General features: G+C 48.4%; 21 protein-coding genes and 1 tRNA gene. 8 read left to right on the top strand and 14 right to left on the bottom strand.

What is annotated here, in order from left to right:
* Positions 1-151: 151 nt before the first annotated feature.
* Genes HZF10_RS05635 through HZF10_RS05625 form a run of 3 tightly spaced genes read right to left on the bottom strand, consistent with a single transcriptional unit; the run spans position 152 to position 4,112 of the window.
* On the bottom strand, positions 152-2,728 hold the full coding sequence (locus HZF10_RS05635; protein ID WP_176005205.1) for a TonB-dependent receptor: 2,577 nt from the start codon (positions 2,726-2,728) through the stop codon (positions 152-154).
* Complete coding sequence (locus HZF10_RS05630; RefSeq protein WP_176005204.1) at positions 2,668-3,558, bottom strand: FecR domain-containing protein; 891 nt, start codon at positions 3,556-3,558, stop codon at positions 2,668-2,670. The genes HZF10_RS05635 and HZF10_RS05630 overlap by 61 nt, the downstream gene beginning before the upstream one ends.
* A gap of 41 nt (positions 3,559-3,599) precedes the next feature.
* Complete coding sequence (locus HZF10_RS05625) at positions 3,600-4,112, bottom strand: RNA polymerase sigma factor (protein WP_176005203.1); 513 nt, start codon at positions 4,110-4,112, stop codon at positions 3,600-3,602.
* Positions 4,113-4,420: 308 nt separating this feature from the next.
* Here HZF10_RS05625 and HZF10_RS05620 point away from each other — a divergent pair, with 308 nt between their 5' ends.
* The 4 genes from HZF10_RS05620 (at position 4,421) to HZF10_RS05605 (ending at position 9,682) form a co-directional block, all read left to right on the top strand.
* Positions 4,421-4,948 carry a hypothetical protein gene (locus HZF10_RS05620; protein WP_246282483.1) on the top strand — a complete coding sequence of 176 codons (528 nt, stop codon included), beginning with the start codon at positions 4,421-4,423 and terminating at the stop codon, positions 4,946-4,948.
* 123 nt (positions 4,949-5,071) lie between these two features.
* Positions 5,072-7,213: a glycoside hydrolase family 97 protein gene (locus HZF10_RS05615; RefSeq protein ID WP_176005202.1), complete on the top strand. Its 2,142-nt coding sequence runs from the start codon at positions 5,072-5,074 to the stop codon at positions 7,211-7,213.
* 6 nt (positions 7,214-7,219) lie between these two features.
* Positions 7,220-7,651, top strand: a complete 432-nt coding sequence (locus HZF10_RS05610) for a DUF3828 domain-containing protein (RefSeq protein ID WP_176005201.1) — start codon at positions 7,220-7,222, stop codon at positions 7,649-7,651.
* A gap of 81 nt (positions 7,652-7,732) precedes the next feature.
* Positions 7,733-9,682: a heavy metal translocating P-type ATPase gene (locus tag HZF10_RS05605; RefSeq protein WP_176005200.1), complete on the top strand. Its 1,950-nt coding sequence runs from the start codon at positions 7,733-7,735 to the stop codon at positions 9,680-9,682.
* Position 9,683: 1 nt separating this feature from the next.
* On the opposite strand, the gene HZF10_RS05600 is transcribed toward HZF10_RS05605, so the two are convergent.
* The 8 genes from HZF10_RS05600 to HZF10_RS05565 all read right to left on the bottom strand — a co-directional run bounded on the left by HZF10_RS05600 (position 9,684) and on the right by HZF10_RS05565 (position 16,860).
* A complete protein-coding gene (locus tag HZF10_RS05600; RefSeq protein ID WP_176005199.1) occupies positions 9,684-10,355 on the bottom strand; it encodes a succinate dehydrogenase cytochrome b subunit in 672 nt (223 codons plus the stop codon).
* A gap of 67 nt (positions 10,356-10,422) precedes the next feature.
* Positions 10,423-10,767, bottom strand: a complete 345-nt coding sequence (locus tag HZF10_RS05595) for a YciI family protein (protein WP_176005198.1) — start codon at positions 10,765-10,767, stop codon at positions 10,423-10,425.
* 30 nt (positions 10,768-10,797) lie between these two features.
* Positions 10,798-10,977 (bottom strand): hypothetical protein, encoded by a 180-nt coding sequence (locus HZF10_RS05590; protein ID WP_176005197.1) that lies wholly within the window; start codon positions 10,975-10,977, stop codon positions 10,798-10,800.
* An 18-nt stretch (positions 10,978-10,995) separates the two neighbouring features.
* On the bottom strand, positions 10,996-11,448 hold the full coding sequence (locus tag HZF10_RS05585; protein WP_176005196.1) for a carboxymuconolactone decarboxylase family protein: 453 nt from the start codon (positions 11,446-11,448) through the stop codon (positions 10,996-10,998).
* A gap of 26 nt (positions 11,449-11,474) precedes the next feature.
* The gene (locus HZF10_RS05580; RefSeq protein WP_176005195.1) at positions 11,475-12,359 is read right to left on the bottom strand and encodes a pirin family protein; all 885 of its coding nucleotides are present in this window, start codon (positions 12,357-12,359) and stop codon (positions 11,475-11,477) included.
* 223 nt (positions 12,360-12,582) lie between these two features.
* Entirely contained in the window at positions 12,583-13,335 is a 753-nt protein-coding gene (locus tag HZF10_RS05575) for an SDR family oxidoreductase (RefSeq protein WP_176005194.1), read from the bottom strand.
* Positions 13,336-13,582: 247 nt separating this feature from the next.
* Positions 13,583-16,210, bottom strand: coding sequence for a sigma-54-dependent Fis family transcriptional regulator (locus tag HZF10_RS18065; protein WP_176005193.1), 2,628 nt, complete (start codon positions 16,208-16,210; stop codon positions 13,583-13,585).
* Positions 16,211-16,780: 570 nt separating this feature from the next.
* Positions 16,781-16,860: transfer RNA gene (locus HZF10_RS05565), tRNA-Leu, on the bottom strand.
* A gap of 166 nt (positions 16,861-17,026) precedes the next feature.
* Here HZF10_RS05565 and HZF10_RS05560 point away from each other — a divergent pair.
* The 3 genes from HZF10_RS05560 to pth all read left to right on the top strand — a co-directional run bounded on the left by HZF10_RS05560 (position 17,027) and on the right by pth (position 19,546).
* Positions 17,027-17,968 carry a ribose-phosphate pyrophosphokinase gene (locus HZF10_RS05560; RefSeq protein WP_176005192.1) on the top strand — a complete coding sequence of 314 codons (942 nt, stop codon included), beginning with the start codon at positions 17,027-17,029 and terminating at the stop codon, positions 17,966-17,968.
* 29 nt (positions 17,969-17,997) lie between these two features.
* Positions 17,998-18,606: a 50S ribosomal protein L25/general stress protein Ctc gene (locus HZF10_RS05555; RefSeq protein WP_176005191.1), complete on the top strand. Its 609-nt coding sequence runs from the start codon at positions 17,998-18,000 to the stop codon at positions 18,604-18,606.
* Between the two features lie 373 nt (positions 18,607-18,979).
* Positions 18,980-19,546 (top strand): aminoacyl-tRNA hydrolase, encoded by a 567-nt coding sequence (gene pth / locus HZF10_RS05550; RefSeq protein ID WP_306454589.1) that lies wholly within the window; start codon positions 18,980-18,982, stop codon positions 19,544-19,546.
* An 18-nt stretch (positions 19,547-19,564) separates the two neighbouring features.
* Here the strand turns inward: pth and HZF10_RS05545 are convergent, their stop codons facing one another.
* The gene (locus HZF10_RS05545) at positions 19,565-20,203 is read right to left on the bottom strand and encodes an NAD(P)H-binding protein (protein WP_176005189.1); all 639 of its coding nucleotides are present in this window, start codon (positions 20,201-20,203) and stop codon (positions 19,565-19,567) included.
* Positions 20,204-20,247: 44 nt separating this feature from the next.
* Positions 20,248-21,111 carry an AraC family transcriptional regulator gene (locus HZF10_RS05540; protein ID WP_176005188.1) on the bottom strand — a complete coding sequence of 288 codons (864 nt, stop codon included), beginning with the start codon at positions 21,109-21,111 and terminating at the stop codon, positions 20,248-20,250.
* Positions 21,112-21,312: 201 nt separating this feature from the next.
* On the opposite strand from HZF10_RS05540, the gene HZF10_RS05535 reads away from it, so the two are divergent.
* Positions 21,313-21,915: a hypothetical protein gene (locus HZF10_RS05535; RefSeq protein ID WP_176005187.1), complete on the top strand. Its 603-nt coding sequence runs from the start codon at positions 21,313-21,315 to the stop codon at positions 21,913-21,915.
* 48 nt (positions 21,916-21,963) lie between these two features.
* On the opposite strand, the gene HZF10_RS05530 is transcribed toward HZF10_RS05535, so the two are convergent.
* Positions 21,964-23,181 carry a zinc-dependent metalloprotease gene (locus HZF10_RS05530; protein ID WP_176005186.1) on the bottom strand — a complete coding sequence of 406 codons (1,218 nt, stop codon included), beginning with the start codon at positions 23,179-23,181 and terminating at the stop codon, positions 21,964-21,966.
* Positions 23,182-23,187: the final 6 nt, after the last annotated feature.

Below are 23,187 nucleotides of genomic sequence, written 5' to 3'. Positions count from 1 at the left end.
TGGCAACAAACTGAAATCCAACAGCTTTTATTCGACAAAAATGTTAAAAACTTCGGCGAAGTGGCTTTTTTTAATAAGAATTTTTGGTAAATAAATCGTTTGGTCGACATTATTAGTGACGACAATCAACGAAATATCGATAAAGTACGTGTCAGAAAATAAGCTTTAACGCAACGTTCGGCGTCAGGCCTAAAGAATACGAAGTGACGCGTTCGGCCGAATCGGAAGCCTCGTTTATGCGATAATATTGGTTGATCACATTTTTCCTGTCCAGAATATTAAGCACCGACGCACTCGCGGAAAGAACCGTTTTTGGCGCCAACGTCCAGTTTTTCGAAGCCGAGAAATTGACTTGCACATATTCTTTAAGCGTACGCGAATTGGGTTGCCCGAAAGTGATCTCAGAATTCGATGGATTGGCCGGATCAATGATGATTCCCGTCGGCAAAGTCGTCACGCGGCCCGAATGCCATTTCGCGCCCAAGGCAAAACGCAACTCGTTCCATTCGTAAATCGCGGCGCAGGAAATCGCGTGTTTGATCGCGAAATTGTTATCGAAGCGCGAAGGTGCGAACGCGTCAAAATCGTATCGGTTGTCGTTATAGGTGTACGAAATCCAGGAATAGAACTTGCCGAAACTCTTCTGGGCGAAAAATTCCGAACCCAAAACCCTATAACTGCCGGTTGCCTGAACGCCTTCGAACTGGTTGCGGAAATCCTGCTCGGACGCGTTGATTCCCGAAACGTGCTTGTAGAAATTATCGACAGCAACCAACCAGCCGTCGTGTTCGAACGTAAGTCCGGCCGAAAACTGTGTGCTTTTCTGCACCGGAACGCCCGATTCGTTGGCCAAAACCCATCGGTTGTTGTCTATCCCGAGGAAATCCTGTCCGTGCGACGCGATTTGCGAAATGCTCTGGCTTTTGCGCTCGGCCAAAATCTCGAGTTTGAGTTTTTGGGTGAGCGAACGGATCAACACAAGACGCGGTTCGGCCAAAACCAAAGCGAATCGTTCGAAATAGTTGAGTCGCAAACCCGCACGGATCTTGGTTTTCGCATCCGCGGAAGCGTAATCGCCTTCGGCAAGAACGGCATGGGTACGCGAGGTCTCGTCTGAAGATTGCGAAAAATCGGGATCGAAAGTGCGCAAATCGTTCCCGACGTTGATCGCATCGTATTGATATCCGAAAGTCGCATCGAACCGATCTGAAACGGCGTACGAATGATGCAACCGAAGTCCTAAATCAAAAATCGAATTGCGGTTCGATTGGCCGAATCCGTCGGTAAAATCCCTGCTGTGCGAATCGAGTCCATATTGGGATCCGTACGCTTGGAATTCCGAAAAATGGAGGTCGTTCCAAGACGATCGCCAATGGAAACTCGCCCCGAAATTCTGTTGTGAAATCGAATTCTTGATCGTGTCAAGTTCGCGGCTTTGGGTAAAATCGACCTCGTTCCGAATACCGATTCCATCGAGTACGAACTCGTGTTTCGTCCCGATTTTTTGGTGGTATTGAAGCGAAAAGTCGTAAAAATAGAAGTCGTTTTTGCTTCGGATCGGAATTTTGCGGTTACCTGTCACATCGTAAATTTCGGTATTGTCGAAAATCCGGTCGCGGTACATCTTGAATGTGGGAGTAGTCGCCACATCGGTGAACGTGCGTCGTCCGGCCGCTTGGATCGTGGCCTTGTCGGACAATTTTATCTTCGAGAAAAAGTTCGCGTTGATCAAATCGACCGAGACCGCGTTATAACAACTGTCGATCTTTTTGGTGTGGCTCGAAACGTCGACCAAAGCCGAAACGCCTTCTCCATAACGGGCCGAACTTCCGTTTTTCGAGATCGAAATATTTGTGGCGAGCATCGGATTGAAAGCCGAAATCAATCCGAAAAAATGCCCCGTCTGGAACATGCGGATGCCGTTCCACAAAAACAAATTCTGGTCATGCGAACCGCCGCGCACATTGATATTCGAAACGGTTTCGTCTATACTCGAGATGCCGGGAACTTGTTGCATGGTTTGCAAGACGTCGGGTTCGGTCAAGCCCGGAAGAATCCCGAATTTGCCGGGACGGACGGTCAACGTACCGTTGTCGTTTTTGGTGATTCCCGTCGCGATATAACGATGCGCGAGAACGGGTTTGAGTTCTTCGATGACGGGTTTGAGCTGCAGTTTCGGGCAATCGGAAACGTAAATGCTTTGGGGTTCGATCTGGATGTTTTCGTATCCGAGATGCCTGATCTGGATCGTGTTCGGCGCCAAAACCGGCAATTCGAAATAGCCGTCCGCGTTCGAAAAAACCTCGACAGACAAACCTTGCATCGTGATTTGGGCGTTTTCGATTCCTCTTCCCGATTCGGAATCGATGAGATACGCACACAACGGCTTGTCCATCTTGCGGTTGTTCGAAACCACGTAATAATTGGCCGAAACGGTTTCGAATTTGAGCTGCGTATGGGCTTCGATATATTCGATTTTTTTGGCCAACGTCAGATTTTCATCGGGAGACGCGAGCATGTAAACCACCAATTCGTCTTCGATATAACTGAAGCGCACGTCGTGTTTTTGAGAAATTTGCGCGAGCAGCGTTTTCAGTGCAAGCCTTTGGTTTTGCGCCAACGCGAACATCGGCAACAGAAACGCGAATATGACGAGCCGCAGCCGCATCACGGTTTTAGAATGATGGAATTGCCCGATTTCTCGACCTGTAAATGATACGTCAGGCATACGGCTTTGAGCGCGGCGTCGAGATTGTCGGCCGGAAGGAAACCGGTGAACAATTGCTCAGATTCGCCTTTGAGGTCGATTTCCACATCGTATTTGCGTTCGATTTCGGCCACGACTTCGGGCAAGGTTTCGAGATACAAAGCGATTTCGCCACTCATCCATTCGGGTTGCGACAAATCGGGAATGTGCATTTTTTGCGGTTGCTTGCCTTTTTCGAAATTCATGCCGTGTCCGGGCGTGAGCAGCCATTCTTCGGCATCGAAACGCACGAGCACCTTTCCTTCGAAACACACGACCTGGAACCTGTTGCCGCGCGATTTCACGTTGAACTGCGTGCCTATGACCATCACTTGCCCTAAATCTGTGTCGACGGTGAATTTTTTACCTTTGGCGACTTTGAAATACGCTTCGCCTTCGAGGTTCACTTCGCGTTTGCTGTTCCAATTCCAAGAGCTGAAATCGGCTTTGGATGCGGAATTGAGTACGACTTCGGAATTATCCGGCAAATGGAACGTCAATGTTTTTCCGTTATCGGCCGATTCATGCGTCGGCATCAAGAATGTGACTGCCAATCCGATGAATACGACAACTGCAGCCGCGATTTGCAACCAACGACGCGCGTACAACGGCACTATTTTGGTCGGTTTTTTCTCGTGAGACAACACTTCGGTAAGGATGCTTCCCGAGTCGAATCGAGGCTTATGAAGCGTCTCGAAATTGTCCTTTATGCGCGACAACGTCGGGAATTCGGGACTTTGCTCGAGTTCCTTGAGTTCGTTTTCGGACAATTCGCCTGCAAGCCAGCGCGCGAGTAAAGTATCTTGGTCCATTTGGTCTTGTTTGCGTTATGACAAGGTCGATTTGAAAAACCCTACCTGAAATTGTCGATTTGTTCGCGCATAGTCACAAGCGCGCCGTGAATCCTTTTTTCGACGGCCTTGACACTGATGTCGAGCATTTCGGCAATCTCTTTATACTTCTTTCCTTCGATGCGATTGAGCAACAAAGCCTCGCGTTGGGCGTCGGTCAGCGAATTGATCGCTCGGTCGAACTTTTGTCGGAATTGTTCTTCCTCGATCAAAAATTCGGGATTTTCTATCGTAATCGTGTCTTTGGAATGTGTGCGTTCGAATTTGAGCGCGACTTTTTGCGAAGCGATCTGGTTCAATGCGGCGTTTCGGGCGACGGTGTAAATGAACGATTTCGGATGGCGCACATCGGCACAATTCTGCCAAAGTTTGATGAACGCGTCCTGAGCCAAATCGTCTGCCAAATCTTCATTGCCGAATTTGAAATACAGGAAATTGCGCAGCGCACTTATTTGCTGATTGAAAAATCGCGTGAATACGTTTTCGGAACAAATGCCTTTATCGGGATTTTCCATTGGTTGGAGGTTGGGATTTCGACGAAGGAGAAATCTCAGCCTTACGCCGTCTGGACGAGATTCCTCCTTCGTCGGAATCCCTCCAGGAAACCGAAATTAAAAAAAAATGAATACGGAGGTAGGGTCGATCCGAAAATTTCTGTCTTCCATACAAAAGCACCAAATGGCAAACGAATGGCGATGCGATTTCCGAAACGACTTTTTGATCCGTCCGAAAACAAACTGCATTTACTCGTACAAATGCTCATTTGGCTTGCAATCATCCTAATCCTATTCAGTTTAAAATCAATTATCTAAAAACAATCACCATGAAAACGATCACTCAATCATTGAAAACAGCCTTGTCAAAAACCGGAAAATTCCCTGTGTATTTCGCGCTTGCCGCCATTTTCATCATGAACACGGCCTCTACCTGCGAATGGGAGCACGATGACGACGACAGCCACCACGGAAGCTCGCAAAATATTTCGGCGATCAACTCGGCCGTGAATTCGGGTACTTGGAAGGTAACGTATTATTTCGACACCGATTCTGAAGAAACGACCCAATTCGCCTCCTATACGTTCACTTTCGGCGACAACAACCAATTGGTCGCGACCGATGGCAGCAATTCGGTTCAAGGCACATGGTCGGTTACGAATTCGAGCGGTTCAAGCCGACACGGAGACGACGACAGTTCGGACGTCGATTTCAACATCTTTTTCTCGTCTCCGGGCAACTTCGCCGACCTTTCAGACGATTGGGATATCGTACTCTACACGGCCAACCGTATCGAACTCATAGACGTGAGCGGCGGAAACGGCGGCACCGACATATTGACATTCGAAAAAATTTAGTTGGATTTTCGTTGATAACTTATCCGTTCAAAGGTTGGGAAAAGGCTTCATTCGAGGCCTTTTCGCTTTTTCGTACCTGTCGATTTCGTTACCTTTGAAGCCAAACCTCTATTGAAAAACCAAATGAAAAAAACACTCCTCGGATTCCTTTTCGTGCTTGCGAGTTGCGTGGTTTCGGCCCAACAACTCAAGTCGCCCAACGGTAACCTGACCATGGATTTCGCGCTGCAATCGGGCGGCGTCCCGACGTACAAACTCGATTACAAAGGAAAAGCGGTCATCAAGACGAGCAAACTTGGGCTCGAACTCAAAAAGGACGAGAAATCGCTGCTTGACGATTTTACCGTTTCGGATACCCAAACCGCAACTTTCGACGAAAACTGGAAACCGGTTTGGGGCGAAGTGGCAAGCATCCGCAACCAGTACAACGAACTTGCGGTCACGCTCAAACAAAACAAAACCGATCGCGTCATGATCGTGCGTTTCCGTTTGTTTGACGACGGATTGGGTTTCAGGTACGAATTCCCGACCCAGAAAAACCTCGTGTATTTCGTAATCAAGGAAGAACGCACCCAATTCGCGATGGCCGGCGACCATACGGCGTTTTGGATTCCGGGCGATTACGATACGCAGGAATACGATTTTACGACATCGAAACTGTCGGAAATACAAGGTTTGATGAAGAAATCGGTGACGGCGAACTTGTCGCAGACGTCGTTTTCGGATTCCGCCGTACAGACATCGCTCATGATGAAATCGGCCGACGGATTGTACATCAACCTTCACGAAGCCGCGCTTATCGATTACGCGTGCATGCACTTGAACCTCGACCCCAAAACGCTCACGTTCCAATCGTGGCTCACGCCCGATGCGAAAGGCGACAAAGGCTATATGCAAGCGCCGTGCACTTCGCCTTGGAGAACGGTCATGGTAAGCGACGATGCGCGCGACATCGTGGCCTCGAAAATCACGTTGAACCTCAACGAGCCGTGTAAAATTGACGATACGTCCTGGATCCATCCGGTGAAATACGTGGGTGTTTGGTGGGAAATGATCACAGGCAAATCGACCTGGTCGTATACGGACGAACTTCCGTCGGTACAACTCGGCATCACCGATTACACCAAAGTGAAACCGAACGGAAAACACGGCGCCAACAACGCCAACGTCAAAAGATACATCGACTTCGCGGCCAAGCACGGTTTCGGCGGCGTTCTCGTCGAAGGTTGGAACCAGGGTTGGGAAGACTGGTTCGGGCATTCGAAAGATTATGTGTTCGATTTCGTGTCGCCTTATCCCGATTTCGACGTGAAAATGCTCAACGAATATGCGCATTCGAAAGGTGTGAAGATCATCATGCACCACGAGACGTCTTCATCGGTAAGAAATTACGAGCGCCACATCGACAAGGCCTACCAATTCATGAAAGACAACGGTTACGATGCCGTGAAAAGCGGTTATGTGGGCGACATTTTGCCGCGTGGCGAAAACCATTACGACCAATGGATCATCAACCATTACCAATATGCGATCGAAAAGGCCGCCGATTACAAGATCATGGTCAATGCGCACGAAGCGGTGCGTCCGACGGGAATTTGCCGCACGTATCCGAACATGATCGGAAACGAATCGGCCAGAGGAACCGAATACCAATCGTTCGGCGGATCGAAACCCAACCATGTGACGTTGCTTCCGTTCACGCGTCTTTTGGGCGGCCCGATGGATTACACGCCGGGAATTTTCGAAATGGACCTGTCCAAACTAAACCCGGAAAACCATTCGCATGTGAACAGCACGATCGCGAACCAACTCGCGCTTTACGTGACCTTGTATTCGCCTTTGCAGATGGCCGCCGATTTGCCTAAAAACTATGAGCGTTTCATCGATGCGTTCCAGTTCATCAAAGACGTCGCGATCGATTGGGACGACAGCAAATACCTCGAGGCCGAACCCGGACAATATATCACCGCGGCGCGCAAAGCCAAAGGAAAACAAGATTGGTTTATCGGAAGCGTAGGCGGGAACGATCCGCGCACGTCGAACATCAACTTCAATTTCCTCGACAAGGGCAAAACGTACGTCGCCACGATTTACGCCGACGGAAAAGACGCGCATTACAAGACGAATCCGCAGTCGTACAACATCCGCAAAGTACTCGTGACGAACAAATCGAAATTGTCGCAATGGGTTGCTTCGGGTGGCGGTTATGCCATTTCGATCGTGCCTGCGACTTCTGAAAACTCGAAAGGATTGAAAAAACTCTAACAACCTATGAACAAACATTTGAAAGTGCTGTTGCTGTTTTTGGCGTTTTCGGCTTCGGCCATCGCCCAAAAAGCGAACGACCAAAAGGCGAAAATCGACATGCTAAAGGCGTTCTACACGGAATACATCACGGCCAACGCCAAAGAACCTGCCAACGAAAAAGAGGTCGCCTCGATCAGGAAAAAATACTGCACGGCCAAATTCCTCAAGGAAATCGAGGCCAAACAAGCTTCGGGCGAACTCGATTACGACATTTTCGTAAGTGCACAGGATTACGACGTCGAATGGCTCAAAACGTTGAAAGTTGAGCCTGCCGTGACGTTCAACGTTTTCCGCGTGACGTACGACATGAATTTTGAAGATGAAAAAGCGTTGATCCGTCCCGTAATCGTGAAAGAAAACGGAAAGTTCAAGATCGGCAACATCAAAACCGATTGACACCAAAGCCTCTTCATTGCGAAGGGGCTTTTTTATGCGACGCTCGTTTTCGAGCCCAGCTTTTCGTACCTTAAACGTCCAATGGAAATCAAACCCAAATCTTGCAGTCACGATCACGGAAATCACGATTCCGACGGCTATTCGCACGACCACGACCACGATTCGGATGGTTCGGGCTGGAAAAGCCATTGGCCGTTGTTGCTCGCGATCGTGATTTTGTTTGCCATGTTAGTTTTGGAATACGGATTTTCGTTCGTGCCCGAATTCCCGATCGACCTCATAATTTTCGGCATCGCTTACCTTTTAGCCGGATACGACGTGTTGTATATGGCCTACAGAAAAGCCATCCGATTCGATTTCTTCAACGAGTTTTTCCTGATGAGCGTGGCCACGATCGGCGCGTTCGCGATCGGTGAATACAGCGAAGGCGTCGCGGTCATGGCGTTTTATTCGATAGGCGAATGGTTTCAGGACGCGGCCGTAGACAAAGCCAAACGCAGCATTAAGTCGCTTTTGGACATCCGGCCCGAATCGGTTTCGGTGAAACGTGACGATACTATTTCGCAAGTGCATCCTTCCGAAGTCGGAATCGGAGAAATCATCCGCATAAAACCTGGCGAAAAAGTCGCGCTCGACGGTGAACTGGTTTCAGAAAAAGCCACGTTCAACACCTCGGCTTTGACCGGTGAAAGCCAACCCGATTCGAAAAGCGCAGGTGAAAAAGTATACGCCGGCATGATCAACCTCAACACGGTCTGCGACATAAAAGTCACGGCCAAATTCAGCGATTCCAAACTGAGCCGCATCCTCGAAATGGTTCAGGACGCGACGGCGCGTAAATCGCAGACGCAATTGTTCATCAGCCGTTTCGCCAAAATCTACACGCCTATCGTATTCGCGTTGGCGTTGCTCGTTTGTTTCGCACCTTACTTTTTTGTTTCCGATTACGTGTTCCGCGAATGGTTTTACCGCGCTTTGGTTTTTCTTGTGATTAGTTGCCCGTGCGCTTTGGTGGTTTCGATTCCGTTGGGTTATTTCGGTGGAATCGGGCTTGCATCGAGAAACGGCATCTTGTTCAAAGGCTCGAACTTCCTCGACGTGATGACGCAGATCGACACTGTGGTAATGGACAAGACCGGAACGCTTACCGAAGGCGTTTTCAAAGTGCGCGAAATCGTATCCGACGGTATTTCGGAAAAAGAATTGCTCCAAAAAACGGCCGCTTTGGAAAGCCATTCGACGCATCCGATCGCGTTGGCCATTGTAGAAAAAGCCAAAGGCGAAGTTGCCGACAACATTGCGGTTTCGGATGTAGAAGAAATTGCGGGCCACGGATTGAAAGGCAAAATCGGCGTCGACGAAATCCTCGTCGGAAACACCAAATTGCTGCGAAGTTTCGGAATCGATTACCCAAAAGAAATCGACACTATCGTGTTTACGACCGTCGTGGTGGCCATCGGCAAGAAATACGCGGGTCATATCGTGATTTCGGATCAAATCAAACCCGACGCCAAAGACGCCATCGCGAAACTTCACGCGCTTGGCATCAAAACGGTCATGCTTTCGGGAGACAAGGAAAATGTCGCGGCCGAAGTGGCCAAAGAAATCGGGATCGAAACGGCTTACGGCAATTTGCTTCCCGAGGGAAAAGTCGAAAAAGTGCAAGACTTGAAAAACCAAAACCGACGCCTGGCTTTCGTAGGCGACGGCATAAACGATGCGCCCGTCGTGGCTTTGGCCGACGCGGGAATCGCAATGGGCGGGCTTGGAAGCGACGCGACGATAGAAACCGCCGACATCGTGATCCAGAACGACCAGCCGTCTAAAATCGTTTCGGCGATCAGGGCCGGAAAAATCACCAAAACCATCGTTTGGCAAAATATCGCGCTTGCGATGGCCGTAAAAATCGCCGTGCTCGCTTTGGGCGCAAGCGGCGTCGCCAATCTTTGGGAAGCCGTGATTGCCGATGTGGGCGTAGCTTTGCTCGCAATCCTGAACGCGGTGAGGATTCAATCAATGCGGTTAGGCTGACTTAGGTGATCCATCCGAAATACATCGAAATCGGCATCATTGCCAAAAACGACGGGATCAAAATCGAGAAACACACACCCGAAAACCATATCAGTCCGTCGTATTTGTAATGCGAAAGTCCTAGGGTTTGGAACGCGCTCGAAAATCCGTGGAGCAAATGCCAAAACAGCGAAAAGCAGCCCAAAACATAGATCGTGACTTCTATCGGGTTGCTGAACTTCTCGAGCATCATCTCGTACAACGGCAATTCTTCGCCCGTCCTGAATTGGCTAAGGCGGTTCGGAATCCAGAAATTCGACGTGTGCACGACCAAAAACAGCAAAATCAATGTGCCGAGCAACGCCATGCTGCGACTGTACCAAGTCACTCGAGGTGCGGGTTTCGAATACGCATATCGCACCGGACGCGCGTCGCGGTTCTGTTTCCACAGGTACAATCCCTGGAAAATATGGATCAGGAATCCGAGAATCAACACGATTTCGAGCGTTCGGATGATTGGGTTCGTGCCCATGAAGTGTGCTCCGATGTTGAACGTTTTTCCTCCGTCGTTATAAAAAATCAGCCCGTTGATCGCCGCGTGCACGATCAGGAAACTGATCAGGAACAACCCCGTGAGCGCCATCGTGATTTTCTTTCCGAGCGAACTCGTGAAAAGCTGCAAAATCCATTTCATAAAATTCGGTTTGATTGCAAAAAAAGGCACGCTCCCGACGATGCGCGAACGTGCCAAAAAAGAAAGATTATGCTACAGGAACGGCCTGACGTACTTCGACGGTCGCTCCGTATTCGATGATAGGACATCCTTTGGCAAGCTCGACGGCTTCGTCATAATCGTTGGCCTTGACCAGGAAAAGTCCGCCGATGGATTCTTTGACTTCGGCATACGGCCCGGATGAAAGGCCGTTTTTGGTGATGACGCGTCCGTCTGCATCCCAACGTTTCGGAGGCGCGACGAGTTTGTCTTGGGAAGCGAGGCTGCCGATCCATTGCTGGTACGGTTGCATGGCGTTTTTCATTTGTTCGGGAGTCGGGGTCGGGTTGGCGCTCGTGAAATCTCTGTGGATCACTACTAGGAATTCTTGCATGGTTGATTTATTTAGATTTATAATGATGGATCAATAGTTTTCGAACTCGGTATCGTCGAACGCGTCTTCTTGCATGTGCAGGTTTTCGTCGAGGTATTCGCATCCTTCACTCGAATCGTATTTGTGCGTCGGACCGATGTATTCCGGCCCTAACTCGTTCGTAAAAGCTCTCGTGATGCTCGTGAAACTGAAAAATTGTAGAATTTTCATAAGATCGATTTTAGGTTGTCAATTGAATTGTCCGGGTTGATACGATCCGGCCACCGAAGGAAACGCCAATTGGATGCGGTTCCACGTATTGATTCCGGTCACGACGATCGTGAGGTCTATGAGTTCCTGTTCCGAAAAATGAGCACTCGCCAAAGCGTATGTCTTTTCGGAAACTTTGGTTTTCGTCAACGCCTCGGCCCAAGCCAAAGCCGCGCGTTCGCGTTCGGTGTAATACGGCGCTTCTTTCCACGAGCTGAGTCCGTAAAGGCGTTGTTCGGTTTCTCCGATGGCACGCGCTTCCTTGTAATGCATGTCAAGACAATACGCACAGCCGTTGATCTGCGAGACGCGCACCTCGACAAGATGGCGCAGCGAAGCATCGATGGTAGATTTGTTGATGTAGGCGCCCACTCCGAACAACGGTCGTAAAGCGTCTTTTCCTTTTTCGAAAATATTAAGTCGTGTTTTCATGATATGTATGGATTGATTGTAAATGATTAAACTTCTACGGGCGGAATAATTTTGCGCTCGCCGTCCTCGATCGTTACGTTACCCATTTTCCCGCTTTTGAAATCGGACAGCGTTTGCAGCAAGGTTTCCTGAGAACCCATTGCCATCGCGCCTTGTGAAAAGATTTTCTCGTTTAGCGGTACGCCCGATATGAAAATCACTTCTGAATCGGTAATGCCGTTGAATGTGATCGCTTCCTCTATTTCGGAACGTCCGAAAGACACGACATTGCCTTCGTCGAGTTCTACGGTCTCTTCGGGCAGCATCACGTCGCAACGGCCTTCGATGACCAACACCGTTCCCGACCAATTCGCAGGCAATACATGCGTAAAGCTTTTGCGCGGTTCGACGAAAACATGCAGTATCGCAAGCGGATCCGGTGTGGCGATCGGATTGTTTTTTTCACCCGAACTGCCGCAAACCACTTTCACGCGCACGCCGTCTTCAATTATTTCGGGCATTTGCGATTTGTCGATGAACACACTTTGAGGTTCCGTGGTTTTTTTCGCCAATGGCATGTTCAGGAACAATTGCAAACCTTCTACTTCGGCTCCGTCGGGCACCGGGAATTCGGTATGCACAACGCCTTTTCCGGCAAACGTCCAAAGCAGGCTGCCCGGCGTGATCGTGATATCGTTCGCCCTAGAATCGATGCTGCGATACGGTGCCGAATGTTCAAAAACATAGCTGATGGCCGACATGCCTGCGTGCGGATGCGGTCCGAAAACATCTCGTGTCAATTCGAAATGGTCGAACCCGATGATCGGATCCATAAGTCCCTCAAAATCGAAAGCACGTGCTTTTCTCGCAAAGAAGCTGCGGTCACCTTCTACATCGGTGGTGATAACGGGCGATAGTGTAAGTCGTTTCATAGGATTGGATTTTAGTCAATTGTTATATCTAAGCGTCAGATGTAAAACCCGACTGGCGTTGCGTTGCCCGCCGTGTTGCCGTGTTGTTGATCGGATTTTCGCACGGATAATGCGTCCGACGTTGGGCTATCCGAATGCACGAACGGATGGAAAGTGCATGCCCGTTACAACCGCCTCGGCAACCTGGCATCCGTCATCTTCGTTTCGACGGACAACAAGCCGTTTATCTTTGCGGACGGTTCGGGAACCATTGCTCGAACGTGAGCGTCCCGAGTTTGGCGTCGTCATTCGGCACCAAGGTCAAATCGTCTAGGCGCGCGCCGAAATACAAAGCGTTCGCGTCTGCCACGACTTTACGTGAATCATTGGTCTTGTCGAGATATTTCTGCATGAGGTCAGAAAGCGGGAATCGCTCCGGACCGCCGATTTCGACAATTCCATTGGTCGGCGCCTGCAACGAAATCTCGGTTACGAAAGTCGAGACGTCTTCGGCTGCGATTGGTTGGATTTTTGCCGGAGATAACGTAACGTTCGCGCCTGCATCTGCCGAGGCGGCGATTCCTCCGAGGAATTCCAAAAATTGCGTCGAATGGATGATCGTGAAAGGCACGCCCGATTTGCGGATCAGGTCTTCCTGTACTTGCTTGGCGCGGAAATATCCGCTGTCCTGCAAACGATCGGTTCCGACAACGGAAAGCGCGACATGGTGTTTTACTCCGGCGTTGATTTCGGCGGCCAACAGGTTTTTGCCTGAAGTCTCGAAAAACTCCATGACGTCTCTATCGGCGAAAGATGGGGAATTCGCAAGGTCGATGACTATGTCGGTTCCGCTTACGGCTTCGGCCAATCCTTCGCCCGTTATGGTATTGATTCCTGTGGATGGTGAAGCGGCTATGACCTCATGCCCGAGTTTCCTCAACTTTTCGGTGGTTTTGCTTCCGATAAGGCCCGTCGCCCCGATTACTAGAATTTTCATGATACTTGCTTTTAAAATGGTGGTTATTGATTTTCAAATTTGACAGAGCAATAGCCAAACGACGTGCCAATCACTTAATCAATTGTAAATCAGCATTTTAAAAACAATTGTCATTTTCGAATTTCACTTTATTCAGTGAAATCACTTTTTGCATCCTTTTATTTCGGGATTTCTGTCGGAATTCCGTCGCATAAAAAAACCTGCCTCGAATCGAAAGCAGGTTGCTGTAATTTCATTGTCCGGAAAATCAATTCTTGAAATAATCCGACTTGGAAATCGAGAGCTTCTTCATTTTGGAATGCAGCGTATTCCCGGGAATGTCGAGCACTTCGGCCGCGCTTCCGGGTCCCGAGATCTTTCCGCGGCAGCGTTTGAGCGTCGAGATGATAAAATCGCGTTCCATTTGTTCGAGGGTTTTGTCGAACGCATCGGCAGCAGCAGTATTGGCATCGGTTTTCTTGGGCAGATAGACTTCCTGCAACGTGTTGCCTTGGGCCATAAGCACGCTCCTTTCGATAAGATGTTCGAGTTCGCGTACGTTGCCCGGCCACAAATAACTATGCAATTGTTGCAAAGCTCTCGCTGAAATGCGCGTGATGTTGCGGCCTGAATTCTTGCTGTATTTCGAAAGGAAAAAGTTCGCGAGCGCTTCGACGTCTTCCATGCGATCGCGCAAAGGCGGAAGTTCTATCGGGAAAACGTTGAGCCTGTAATATAAATCGGAACGGAAACGACCCGCCTTGACTTCTTCTTCCAAATCGCGATTGGTCGCCGCGATGATGCGCACGTCTACTTTTATCGTCTCTTTGCCGCCGACGCGCTCGAGTTCGCGTTCCTGGATCACGCGCAGCAATTTGACTTGGGCTTCAAGCGGCATCTCGCCTATCTCGTCGAGGAAAAGCGTACTGTGATTGGCCAATTCGAATTTTCCGATACGGCGTTCAAGCGCGCCTGTGAACGCTCCTTTTTCATGTCCGAACAATTCGCTTTCGATTAGATTTGCTGGCATGGCGGCACAGTTGACCTTGATCATCAATCGGTCTTTTCGCGGCGATGCATTGTGGATGGCGCGCGCGATGAGTTCTTTTCCGGTTCCCGTCTCGCCCAGCACGAGCACCGTCGAATTCGAATCGGCGACAAGCGACATGAGACGGTATACGTTCTGCATCTGTTCGCCCGAGCCGATAATGTCCGAAAAATTGTAAATGTTCTTGATTTGTTCTTTCAGGTACACGTTTTCCTGTTCGAGCTGTTGTTTATAAACCAGCAGCTTCTCGTTGGCCATGATGTTCGCGATCGCCATTCCGATTTGGGAACAAATGCCTTTAAGTATCGCCGGATCGAGATGATCGGCCAACAGCCAAAGTGTGCCGATGTTCGAATTCCCGACCGTTAACAACGCGCCGTACATGTTCCTGAAGCCTGTTTTTTGCCACAAAAGCGCATAACTGTTGTCCTCGCGTTTGAGTTCTTCGGCCACATTGAAAACCACGGCTTCACGCGATTTCATGACTTGGGCCGTATAAATTTCGCTGCGTTCGATCTTGACCGAGGCCATCTTGTCGAAATCGATGTTGAAATTCGCGAAAATACTGCGGTCGAAAATATAAGGCGTAAGATGTAGGCCGTCTTCGTCGAAAACGCGCAGCATCGCAAGTTTGGTGTCGAGCATTTCGCGCAATACCTTGACGATGGCTTTCTCGAGATCGGATTTGGTGCGCACGCCCGCAATCTCATTGCTGAATTGCAGCAAAACCTCTTGTTGAGTGGTCTTGGTGACAAGGCTTTCGTTCGAAATGATGTTCGCCATCGCAATCGAAATCTGGGCGCAAATGCCTTGAATCAACGGAATGTTGACTTCATCAGTATTGAGCCAAAGGATGCCGAGATTGACGTCTGCATGACGCAACGCGATCCCGACAAGGTTGCGGAAGCCGATGTGTTTCCACAATTGAAGATACTTTGAGGTGATGCCGCGATTGATTTCGATATCGACGTTGAACAGCAGCGGAATGTAACTGTTGAGCACGCGGTTTTGCAGACCGTCGTTAATCGGGAATTTCGACCTTAACACTTCCTGCAGCAGCGAATCGTCCTGTATGGAAAGCGTGGTGTCGTAAATATACGTGCTCATGGTTTGCCCGTCCTCATTGATTTTGCGAATCACGTAACCGTTGAGCGAATTCATTTTCGCAAGTGCCGTGCGCACCGACAACGCCAGGTCTTCTTTGTTGCGCACCGTGGCTATGTCGTTGCTGAAATCGAGCAGATAGGACTTTTCGGCCTCCTTTTTCTGGAGTTCCTCGTTTTTGATGATGTTCGAGACCGCCACCGAAAGTTGGGGCGTGATGCCTTTGATGATGTTGCGGAACTCTTGGGTGAACGTTTCTTTGTTATCGGAATAAATGTGGATGAAACCCATGGGTTTTTCCTCGTGCCACAACGTCGTCATCAGGATTTCGCGCACACCTCTTTCGTAATTCACGCGTAGGAAAGACGGGCTTTTGGGTTCGTCCATAACGTCTTCGAGATAGAACGAGATCGGACCGTCGGCAGCGAGGACCTCCTGAATGAACGGTTCGTTAAGGTTGAAATGCGCTTTGATAAGGCCTTGGTAAGCCGAGTGATCGCGAATCGGCGAACGCTCATTGTCTAAAAGGAAAGGTGTGTAGGTTTCGTCTTTGTGGTCGATGAGCGTGACGATAGTATGCGTGAATTCGAAGAAACTGCGGATGCGTTTGGTGAACAGCACGATCAGGTCGTTCTTTTCGCGCACTTTGGTGATGTCTTTGGCCAGGTCGAGCAAAATATGCCGCTCCTTCTCGAGAACAGAAGGCGCATCTGATTTTGGCTGTGTCGCTTGTGCTTTTTTCATGGAAAGCAATGCCAATTGTTTTTGGAAATGTGTTTGGTAAAATGGGGCGGGAAAAATCGGCGGTACTAAATTACGGAATGTTTGGTTTGGATAGACTTTGATTGGAAAATGGGTTTCGATGGCGGTCACGAAACGTATGGATTGGGGTTATTTTTGGAAACTAACAAGCGAAAAAGCTTTTTCTGGTTTGAAGAAAATCTGTTCGGGTAATTGCGTTAGGGATAGAAGCGGCATCCTTTTGGGGTTCCTCGACTGCGCTCGGAACCCCAAAAGATACAGCGGATAGCCCGACGGCGGCTCCTCGACTACGCTCGGAGCCCATATCTTGTTCCAAACAAAAGCGTCTCCAAAGTCTGGCCGCCGGAACGCCCAAAAACCAAAAACTATATAAATAAAAAAGCTCCCCATTTCTGAGAAGCTTTAGTACCCGGGGCCGCAAACTTGAAATAGTTTGAGCCGACCCCAAATAAAAAAACCTCCTAAAAAGGAGGTTTTCGTACCCGGGGCCGCAAACTTGAATAGTTTGAGCCGACCCCAAATAAAAAAACCTCCTAAAAAAGGAGGTTTTCGTACCCGGGGCCGGGCTCGAACCGGCACGGTTTCCCACAGGTGTTTGAGACCAGCGCGTCTACCAATTCCGCCACCCGGGCATTTTTGATTTGGTATGAACCGTTTTGTGGCTGCAAATGTAAAACTTTTTCTTTATCTGCAAACAAAATTTACATGATTTTATTCTTTCCGCATCGGATTTAATTTCTAAATTTGCACACCGTTTACAAAACGGTCACACAACTAACTACTTAACAACACATTAAAATGTCGCATCACGAGCCGGAAGCCAAGATTTTCGCGTGTACGCAAAGCACTTACCTCGCAGAGAAGATCGCCGCAGCATACGGTGCTCCGCTAGGAAAAGTTACGTTCTCTGAATATAGCGACGGTGAATTTCAGCCGTCTTATGAAGAATCGATCCGCGGGATCAGGGTTTTTATCGTGTGCTCGACATTTCCGAGTGCCGACAACCTTATGGAGTTGTTGCTCATGATCGACGCCGCAAAACGCGCTTCTGCCCGTCATATCACGGCCGTCATCCCTTATTTCGGATGGGCGCGCCAAGACAGGAAAGACAAGCCGCGCGTTCCGATAGGTGCCAAACTCGTAGCCAAATTGCTCGAGGCCGCCGGAGCGACACGCATCATGACGATGGACTTGCACGCCGATCAGATCCAGGGATTTTTCGAGAAACCGGTCGACCATTTGTTCGCCTCGACGATTTTCTTGCCTTACGTGAGAAGCTTGAATCTCGAAAACCTCACAATCGCGTCTCCGGATATGGGCGGTTCTAAAAGAGCTTACGCCTATTCGAAGTTCCTGAACTCGGATGTCGTGATCTGTTATAAGCAACGCAAGGCTGCGAACGTGATCGAATCGATGGAACTCATCGGTGAAGTGAAAGGCCGCAACGTGATTTTGGTAGACGACATGATCGATACCGGAGGAACGCTCGCCAAAGCAGCCGACCTCATGATTGAAAAAGGAGCGCTAAGCGTTCGTGCGATCTGTACACATGCCATTCTTTCGGGAGCGGCTTACGAGAAGATCGAGAACTCGAAATTGACCGAACTGATTGTGACCGACTCGATTCCGCTTAAGAAGCAATCGGATAAAATCAAGGTCGTGAGCTGTGCCGACCTGTTCGCCGACGTCATGCAGATGGTGCAACAGAATAAGTCGATCAGCGGCAAATTTGTAATGTAATTTTTAATATTAACTATAATTTTTTATCAATGAAATCGATTACGATTAAAGGATCAGAAAGAGAAAACGTAGGCAAGTCATCGACGAAGTCGCTACGTGATGCTGGAATGGTTCCGTGCGTAGTATACGGCGGCGACAAACCAGTTCACTTCTCTGCAGAAGAGAAGTCTTTCAAAAACTTGGTTTACACTCCGAACGCGCACACTGTCGTGCTCGATCTAGGTGCCAAAAAAATCAACGCTATCCTTCAGGATATCCAGGTTCACCCAATCAGCGACAAAATCCTTCACATCGACTTCTTCGAACTTAACGAGAAGAAAGAGATTACTATGGAAGTTCCTGTGAAAGTGGTTGGTACTTCAAAAGGTGTCCTTGGCGGAGGTGTTCTTCGTTTGAACCAACGCAAACTTAAAGTGAAAGCGTTGCCGGCAAACCTTCCTGACTTCGTTGAAGCGGACATCACTGAGCTTGAAATGGGTAACAAATTGTACGTTACGAAACTCGTTTCTGACAAGTACAAATTGATGCACCCGGACAACACGGTTGTAGCTCAGGTACGTATCTCTCGTGCGGCGATGAAAGCTGCTCAAGAGGCTGCAAAAGCTGCAAAAGCTCCTGCAAAAGGAAAGAAAAAGTAATTTTTCTGAAGTTATATTGGAAAGCCTCGTTGAAAGACGGGGCTTTTTTATTGGGGTGATTGGACGGTTGAGTTTTAGGATTTTGTGCATTTTTTCTGTACTTGGCTTGTGAAATCCCGCATTAACTTGAGGATGGGTGGTGGTGGTAATTTTTCTGCACCCTTTTTTATCTGAAGCCAATCCGGTTGAGCCGTTTTGCTTTCTCAAAAGACCAACCGCTTGCATTGATTAGATTTCTCGACTGCGCTCGAAATCTAACCCAAAGCAAATACCGACGTCTTAAACATTTGACTTTCGACATTCGACTTCCTATTTTTGCTCCATGAATTTTTTCACCAATATTTTCTTTAAACAAAAAGCCGACTTTGACCCCATGAAGAAATACCTTATCGCCGGTCTCGGCAACATCGGTGCCGATTATGTGAACACGCGCCACAACATCGGATTCAAAGTCCTGGATTTTCTCGCCCGAAAAGAAGGCTTGTCTTTCGAAACGGCAAAGTTGGGTGCGGTAGCCGAATACAGTTTCAAAGGAAGGAAGTTCATCCTGCTAAAACCGAATACGTATATGAACCTCAGCGGGAAAGCCGTCCAATACTGGATGCAGAAAGAAAACATTCCGCTCGAGAACGTTTTGGTGATTACAGACGATTTGAATCTGCCGTTCGGTACGATCCGCATTAAGCCAAAAGGCAGCGACGGCGGGCACAATGGTTTGAAAAATATCAATTTGGTTTTGAATACCCAAAACTACACGCGTTTCCGCTTCGGGATTTCGGACGAATTCAAAAAAGGCCAACAAGTGAATTACGTACTTGGCGAATGGTCTCCAGAAGAGGAAGCGAAACTTTCCGAAAGGCTCGAAATGTCCGTCGAAGTGATCAAATCTTTCGGAACTGCCGGACTTGAAAATACCATGACCGGATTTAACGGGAAGTGATCGTTGATCAAGAGGTTGCTAGTAATCGAAGATATGCTGCAAACTCACGATTTGTTCGCCACTGCTCAAAGTTTTAGGAGCCTTTGCCATTTTTTCAGCGAGCACTTTTGTCGGCATCGGACGGAACTTACTGAAAAGCCCTACCGCATTCACGATTTTAAGTACCGCAGCCGAAGCTTTCTCGCCCCATCTGTCGGTATCTTTGCGCAATAACAATCCTGGCCTGAAGATAATCAATCGTTCGAACGATAGTTTTCTGAAATGCTCTTCAAGCTTGCCTTTCATACTCGAATAAAATACATTGCTCGACGGATTCGCTGCGTAAGCCGACAGCAAAACGACAGAACTGACCTTATTTTTACTTGCGATTTCGGCGAAACGGGCCGGAATTTCATAATCGATTTCCCATTGTTTTTCTTTCGATCCCGCCGCTTGCAATGTAGTGCCGAGACAGCAGAACAATACATCGCCGCGGACGATATCGGAAACCGATCCTGGGTTATTGAAATCTGTTAGCACTTCGGTGATTTTCGGATGCTTATTTCCGCTCAAGCGCCTCACGAACAAAACGACTTCCGTATACGAAGTATCATTTGCCAAGGTTTCGACAAGATCTTTTCCCGTTGCACCCGTTGCCCCGATGACCAATGCTTTCATGACTCGCGTTCAGATTTCGTTATCCGAAATATACGCAAAAGTCGTTAATTGATTACCGAACGGTACTGCTTCCTATATTCCGAAGCGCTCTTTCCGGTCAATTCCCTAAACGTCTTATTGAAATAGCTGAAGTTGTTGAAGCCGCTTTCGAAGCAGATTTCGGTTATGCCGATCTGCTTTTCGGCCAAAAGTTTCGAAGCGTGCACGACGCGGTATTCGTTGACGAATCGCGTAAAGGTCTTGTTCGTGACTTTTTTGAAATAGCGGCAAAACGAAGGAACGGTCATACTGACCAAATCGGCCATTTCCTCTAGCGTGATCGGGTTCTGGAAATTGTCTTTCACGTGATTGAACACCGAATTGATGCGATCGTTGTCCTGAACCTGGGTTTCCATCGAAAATCCGGCGGCATTGAGGATTTTGATGTCTTTTGCCAAATGCAAATCGTTGAGGATCGAAAGCATCGCCATCAATCTTTCGAATTGAGGCAAACGCTCCATGGCTTCGATTCGCGCGCCGACCTTGTCCATGGTTTCGCGCCCGAAAGCGATACCGCCCTTGGCTTCGTTGAAAAGCAATCCGATGTTTTTGATTTCGGGCAATCCCATAAAAGCCGTTCCCAAAAAATCGGGTTTCATCTGGATTACGGTCTCGTTTGTATTTCCCGTTTGGTCGTCGGTGAATCCGCAATGCGGCAAATTGCTTCCGATCAGGATCAAATCGCCGTCGTTATAATAGGAAACATGGCTGCCGATTTGACGCTTGCCCGAGCCTCCGTTGACGTAAACCAACTCGATTTCGGGATGGTAATGCCATACGTGCGATTTGACGTTGGCCTTCTCATCGAACCTCGAATAGTAAAACGAGCTTCCGAACGATGGTTCTATGACTTCTAATGCGGGTTTCATATGACAAAATTACACAGTTCGAAAATGTACTTTCTGTGCAAAATTAACCATAATATGAACTAAATTACCATTTAACCTTAATTTAACGTCATTTAATGTTAATCCAGCACACAAATCTGAACATTTGCTGCTAACATCGCCTATGTCATCTTTCTAATTTTACACCATTGAAATCAATGTTCAACCTAAAATTTAAGCACTATGAAAAATTTCATGAAATTCGGATTGGTTATGGCAATGTTGTTCGGGATGGCTTTTTCCGCATTTGCCAACACGGCAGATTTTTCGCTGCGCGTCATGAACACTAACGGTAAAACGGTGAGCTTGTCACTTGTTGAGGCAAAAAACATCAAACTCTCGATATTCGCAGACAACGAGGATCTTTTGTTCCAGGAAACCATCGATTCTGATGGTCATATCTCCAGAAAATACGACCTCAACGCTTTTCCTTCGGGAACGTATACGCTCGAAGCGGAATCGGCTCACAAAATCACACGTTATGAGATTACGATAGACGCGAATTCGGCTAAAATTTCGACAGAAGCGAAAGCCGAGGTGAAAAAACCTATGGTCGTCAAAAAAGGAACCGATCGAGTGAGCCTAAGCATCATCAACACCGAGAAAACTCCTGTAGAAATCGCGATTTTCGACGACAGCGGATCGGAATTGTACCGCCAGACATTCCCGGCCGAGTTAAGCCTGATCAAAATGTTCAGCTTTGACAACGTCAACTACGGAAACTATACGTTCGTGACCACTTACAGCAATAAGACCTTCACCGACTCGGTAAAAGCCGGTAAATAATTCTGATAAAGGTTAGCAAAGAAAAACCCTCCGATTATGGAGGGTTTTTTATTTTTTGATGATTTTGTCCGATCGAAGGAATTTGCCGTTTGCGTAAATCCTCAGGAAATATACGCCTTGAGGCAGGTTTTCAAGCCCAATCACGTTTTCGACCTTATCGAGCGTCGCCTCTTTTTTGAGTTGGCCGTTCGCGTTATAGATTTCTACCTTATCCACATACGTCTTGTCGGAATGGATGACGAAGTATTTATCGGCGGGATTCGGATACACCAAAATGTCGCTATTGGAGATGATCTCGCGCACGCCTAACAAAGACGACCGCGGTCCTGCCAAAGTCGCTTGTGCCACCGATTTTTGGTCATCTGTAAAGAAAGCCATACACGCATCGTCAACATAGTCCATAAAGTTCATGAACATCGCGCCGTGTTCATCGGGATTGCACATGTTGCTGTTTTCGGGATAGCTCGGACATCCGAAATGCGGATCGTTGATGGCGGGCGTGTCTTCCAATCCGTCGTCGTTCGTCATTTCGCCACAAGACGACTCATCTTCTCCCCACGGATGCAAAAGCCCTAAGTAATGGCCCAATTCGTGTACAATCGTGCGTCCTTGGTTGTACGGAGGAATTGCCGAACCCATGCTTCCGACGCATTTATACGAAATACACAGACCGTCATACGCTTGACCTGCAGCAGCCGGAGGCGTCGCGAAGCCAAGATAGCCGAAAGTCGGGAAACGTCCGATCCATACGTTGAGATAGTGTGACGTATCCCAAGCCGGTTGGCCTTCTTCTGTATAATATTGGGTTTCGAGATTGAAATCTTCGTCGACGTGTTTGCGTGTGATGCCGTTGGTGGGCTGTCCGTTGGGAGCGATCGTGGCCTTTGCGAAACAGATTTCCATGTCGGCTCCATGACATTGGAACGGTTCGGGGACGACGCTTGAAAAATCGCTGTTGAGTCGCCTGAAGTCGGCGTTCATGACCGCGAGTTGGGATTCTATCTGCGATTCCGAAATATTTTGGTTGTTGTTCTTATAAAGTACGTGAAATACTACAGGAATAGTTACTGTAACGTTAGGCATGTTAGCCGACAGATTGCGTTGGTGCATACGCGCATCCTTCAAATAACGCGTTATGGCCTGATGCCTCGCAAAGAACTCGGGATCGTTAGACAACTGGGCTATCCTTTCGTTTGTGCCACAGCGTTTCTGGGCCGAAACAGCCACAGAAAGCAATGCGAGCATTAAAGTAAAAAGTCTATTCATAGCCAT

The organism is Flavobacterium agri, from assembly GCF_013401995.1.
Classification (GTDB): Bacteria; Bacteroidota; Bacteroidia; order Flavobacteriales; family Flavobacteriaceae; genus Flavobacterium; species Flavobacterium agri.
This window is presented reverse-complemented; position numbering and strand designations above follow the sequence as displayed.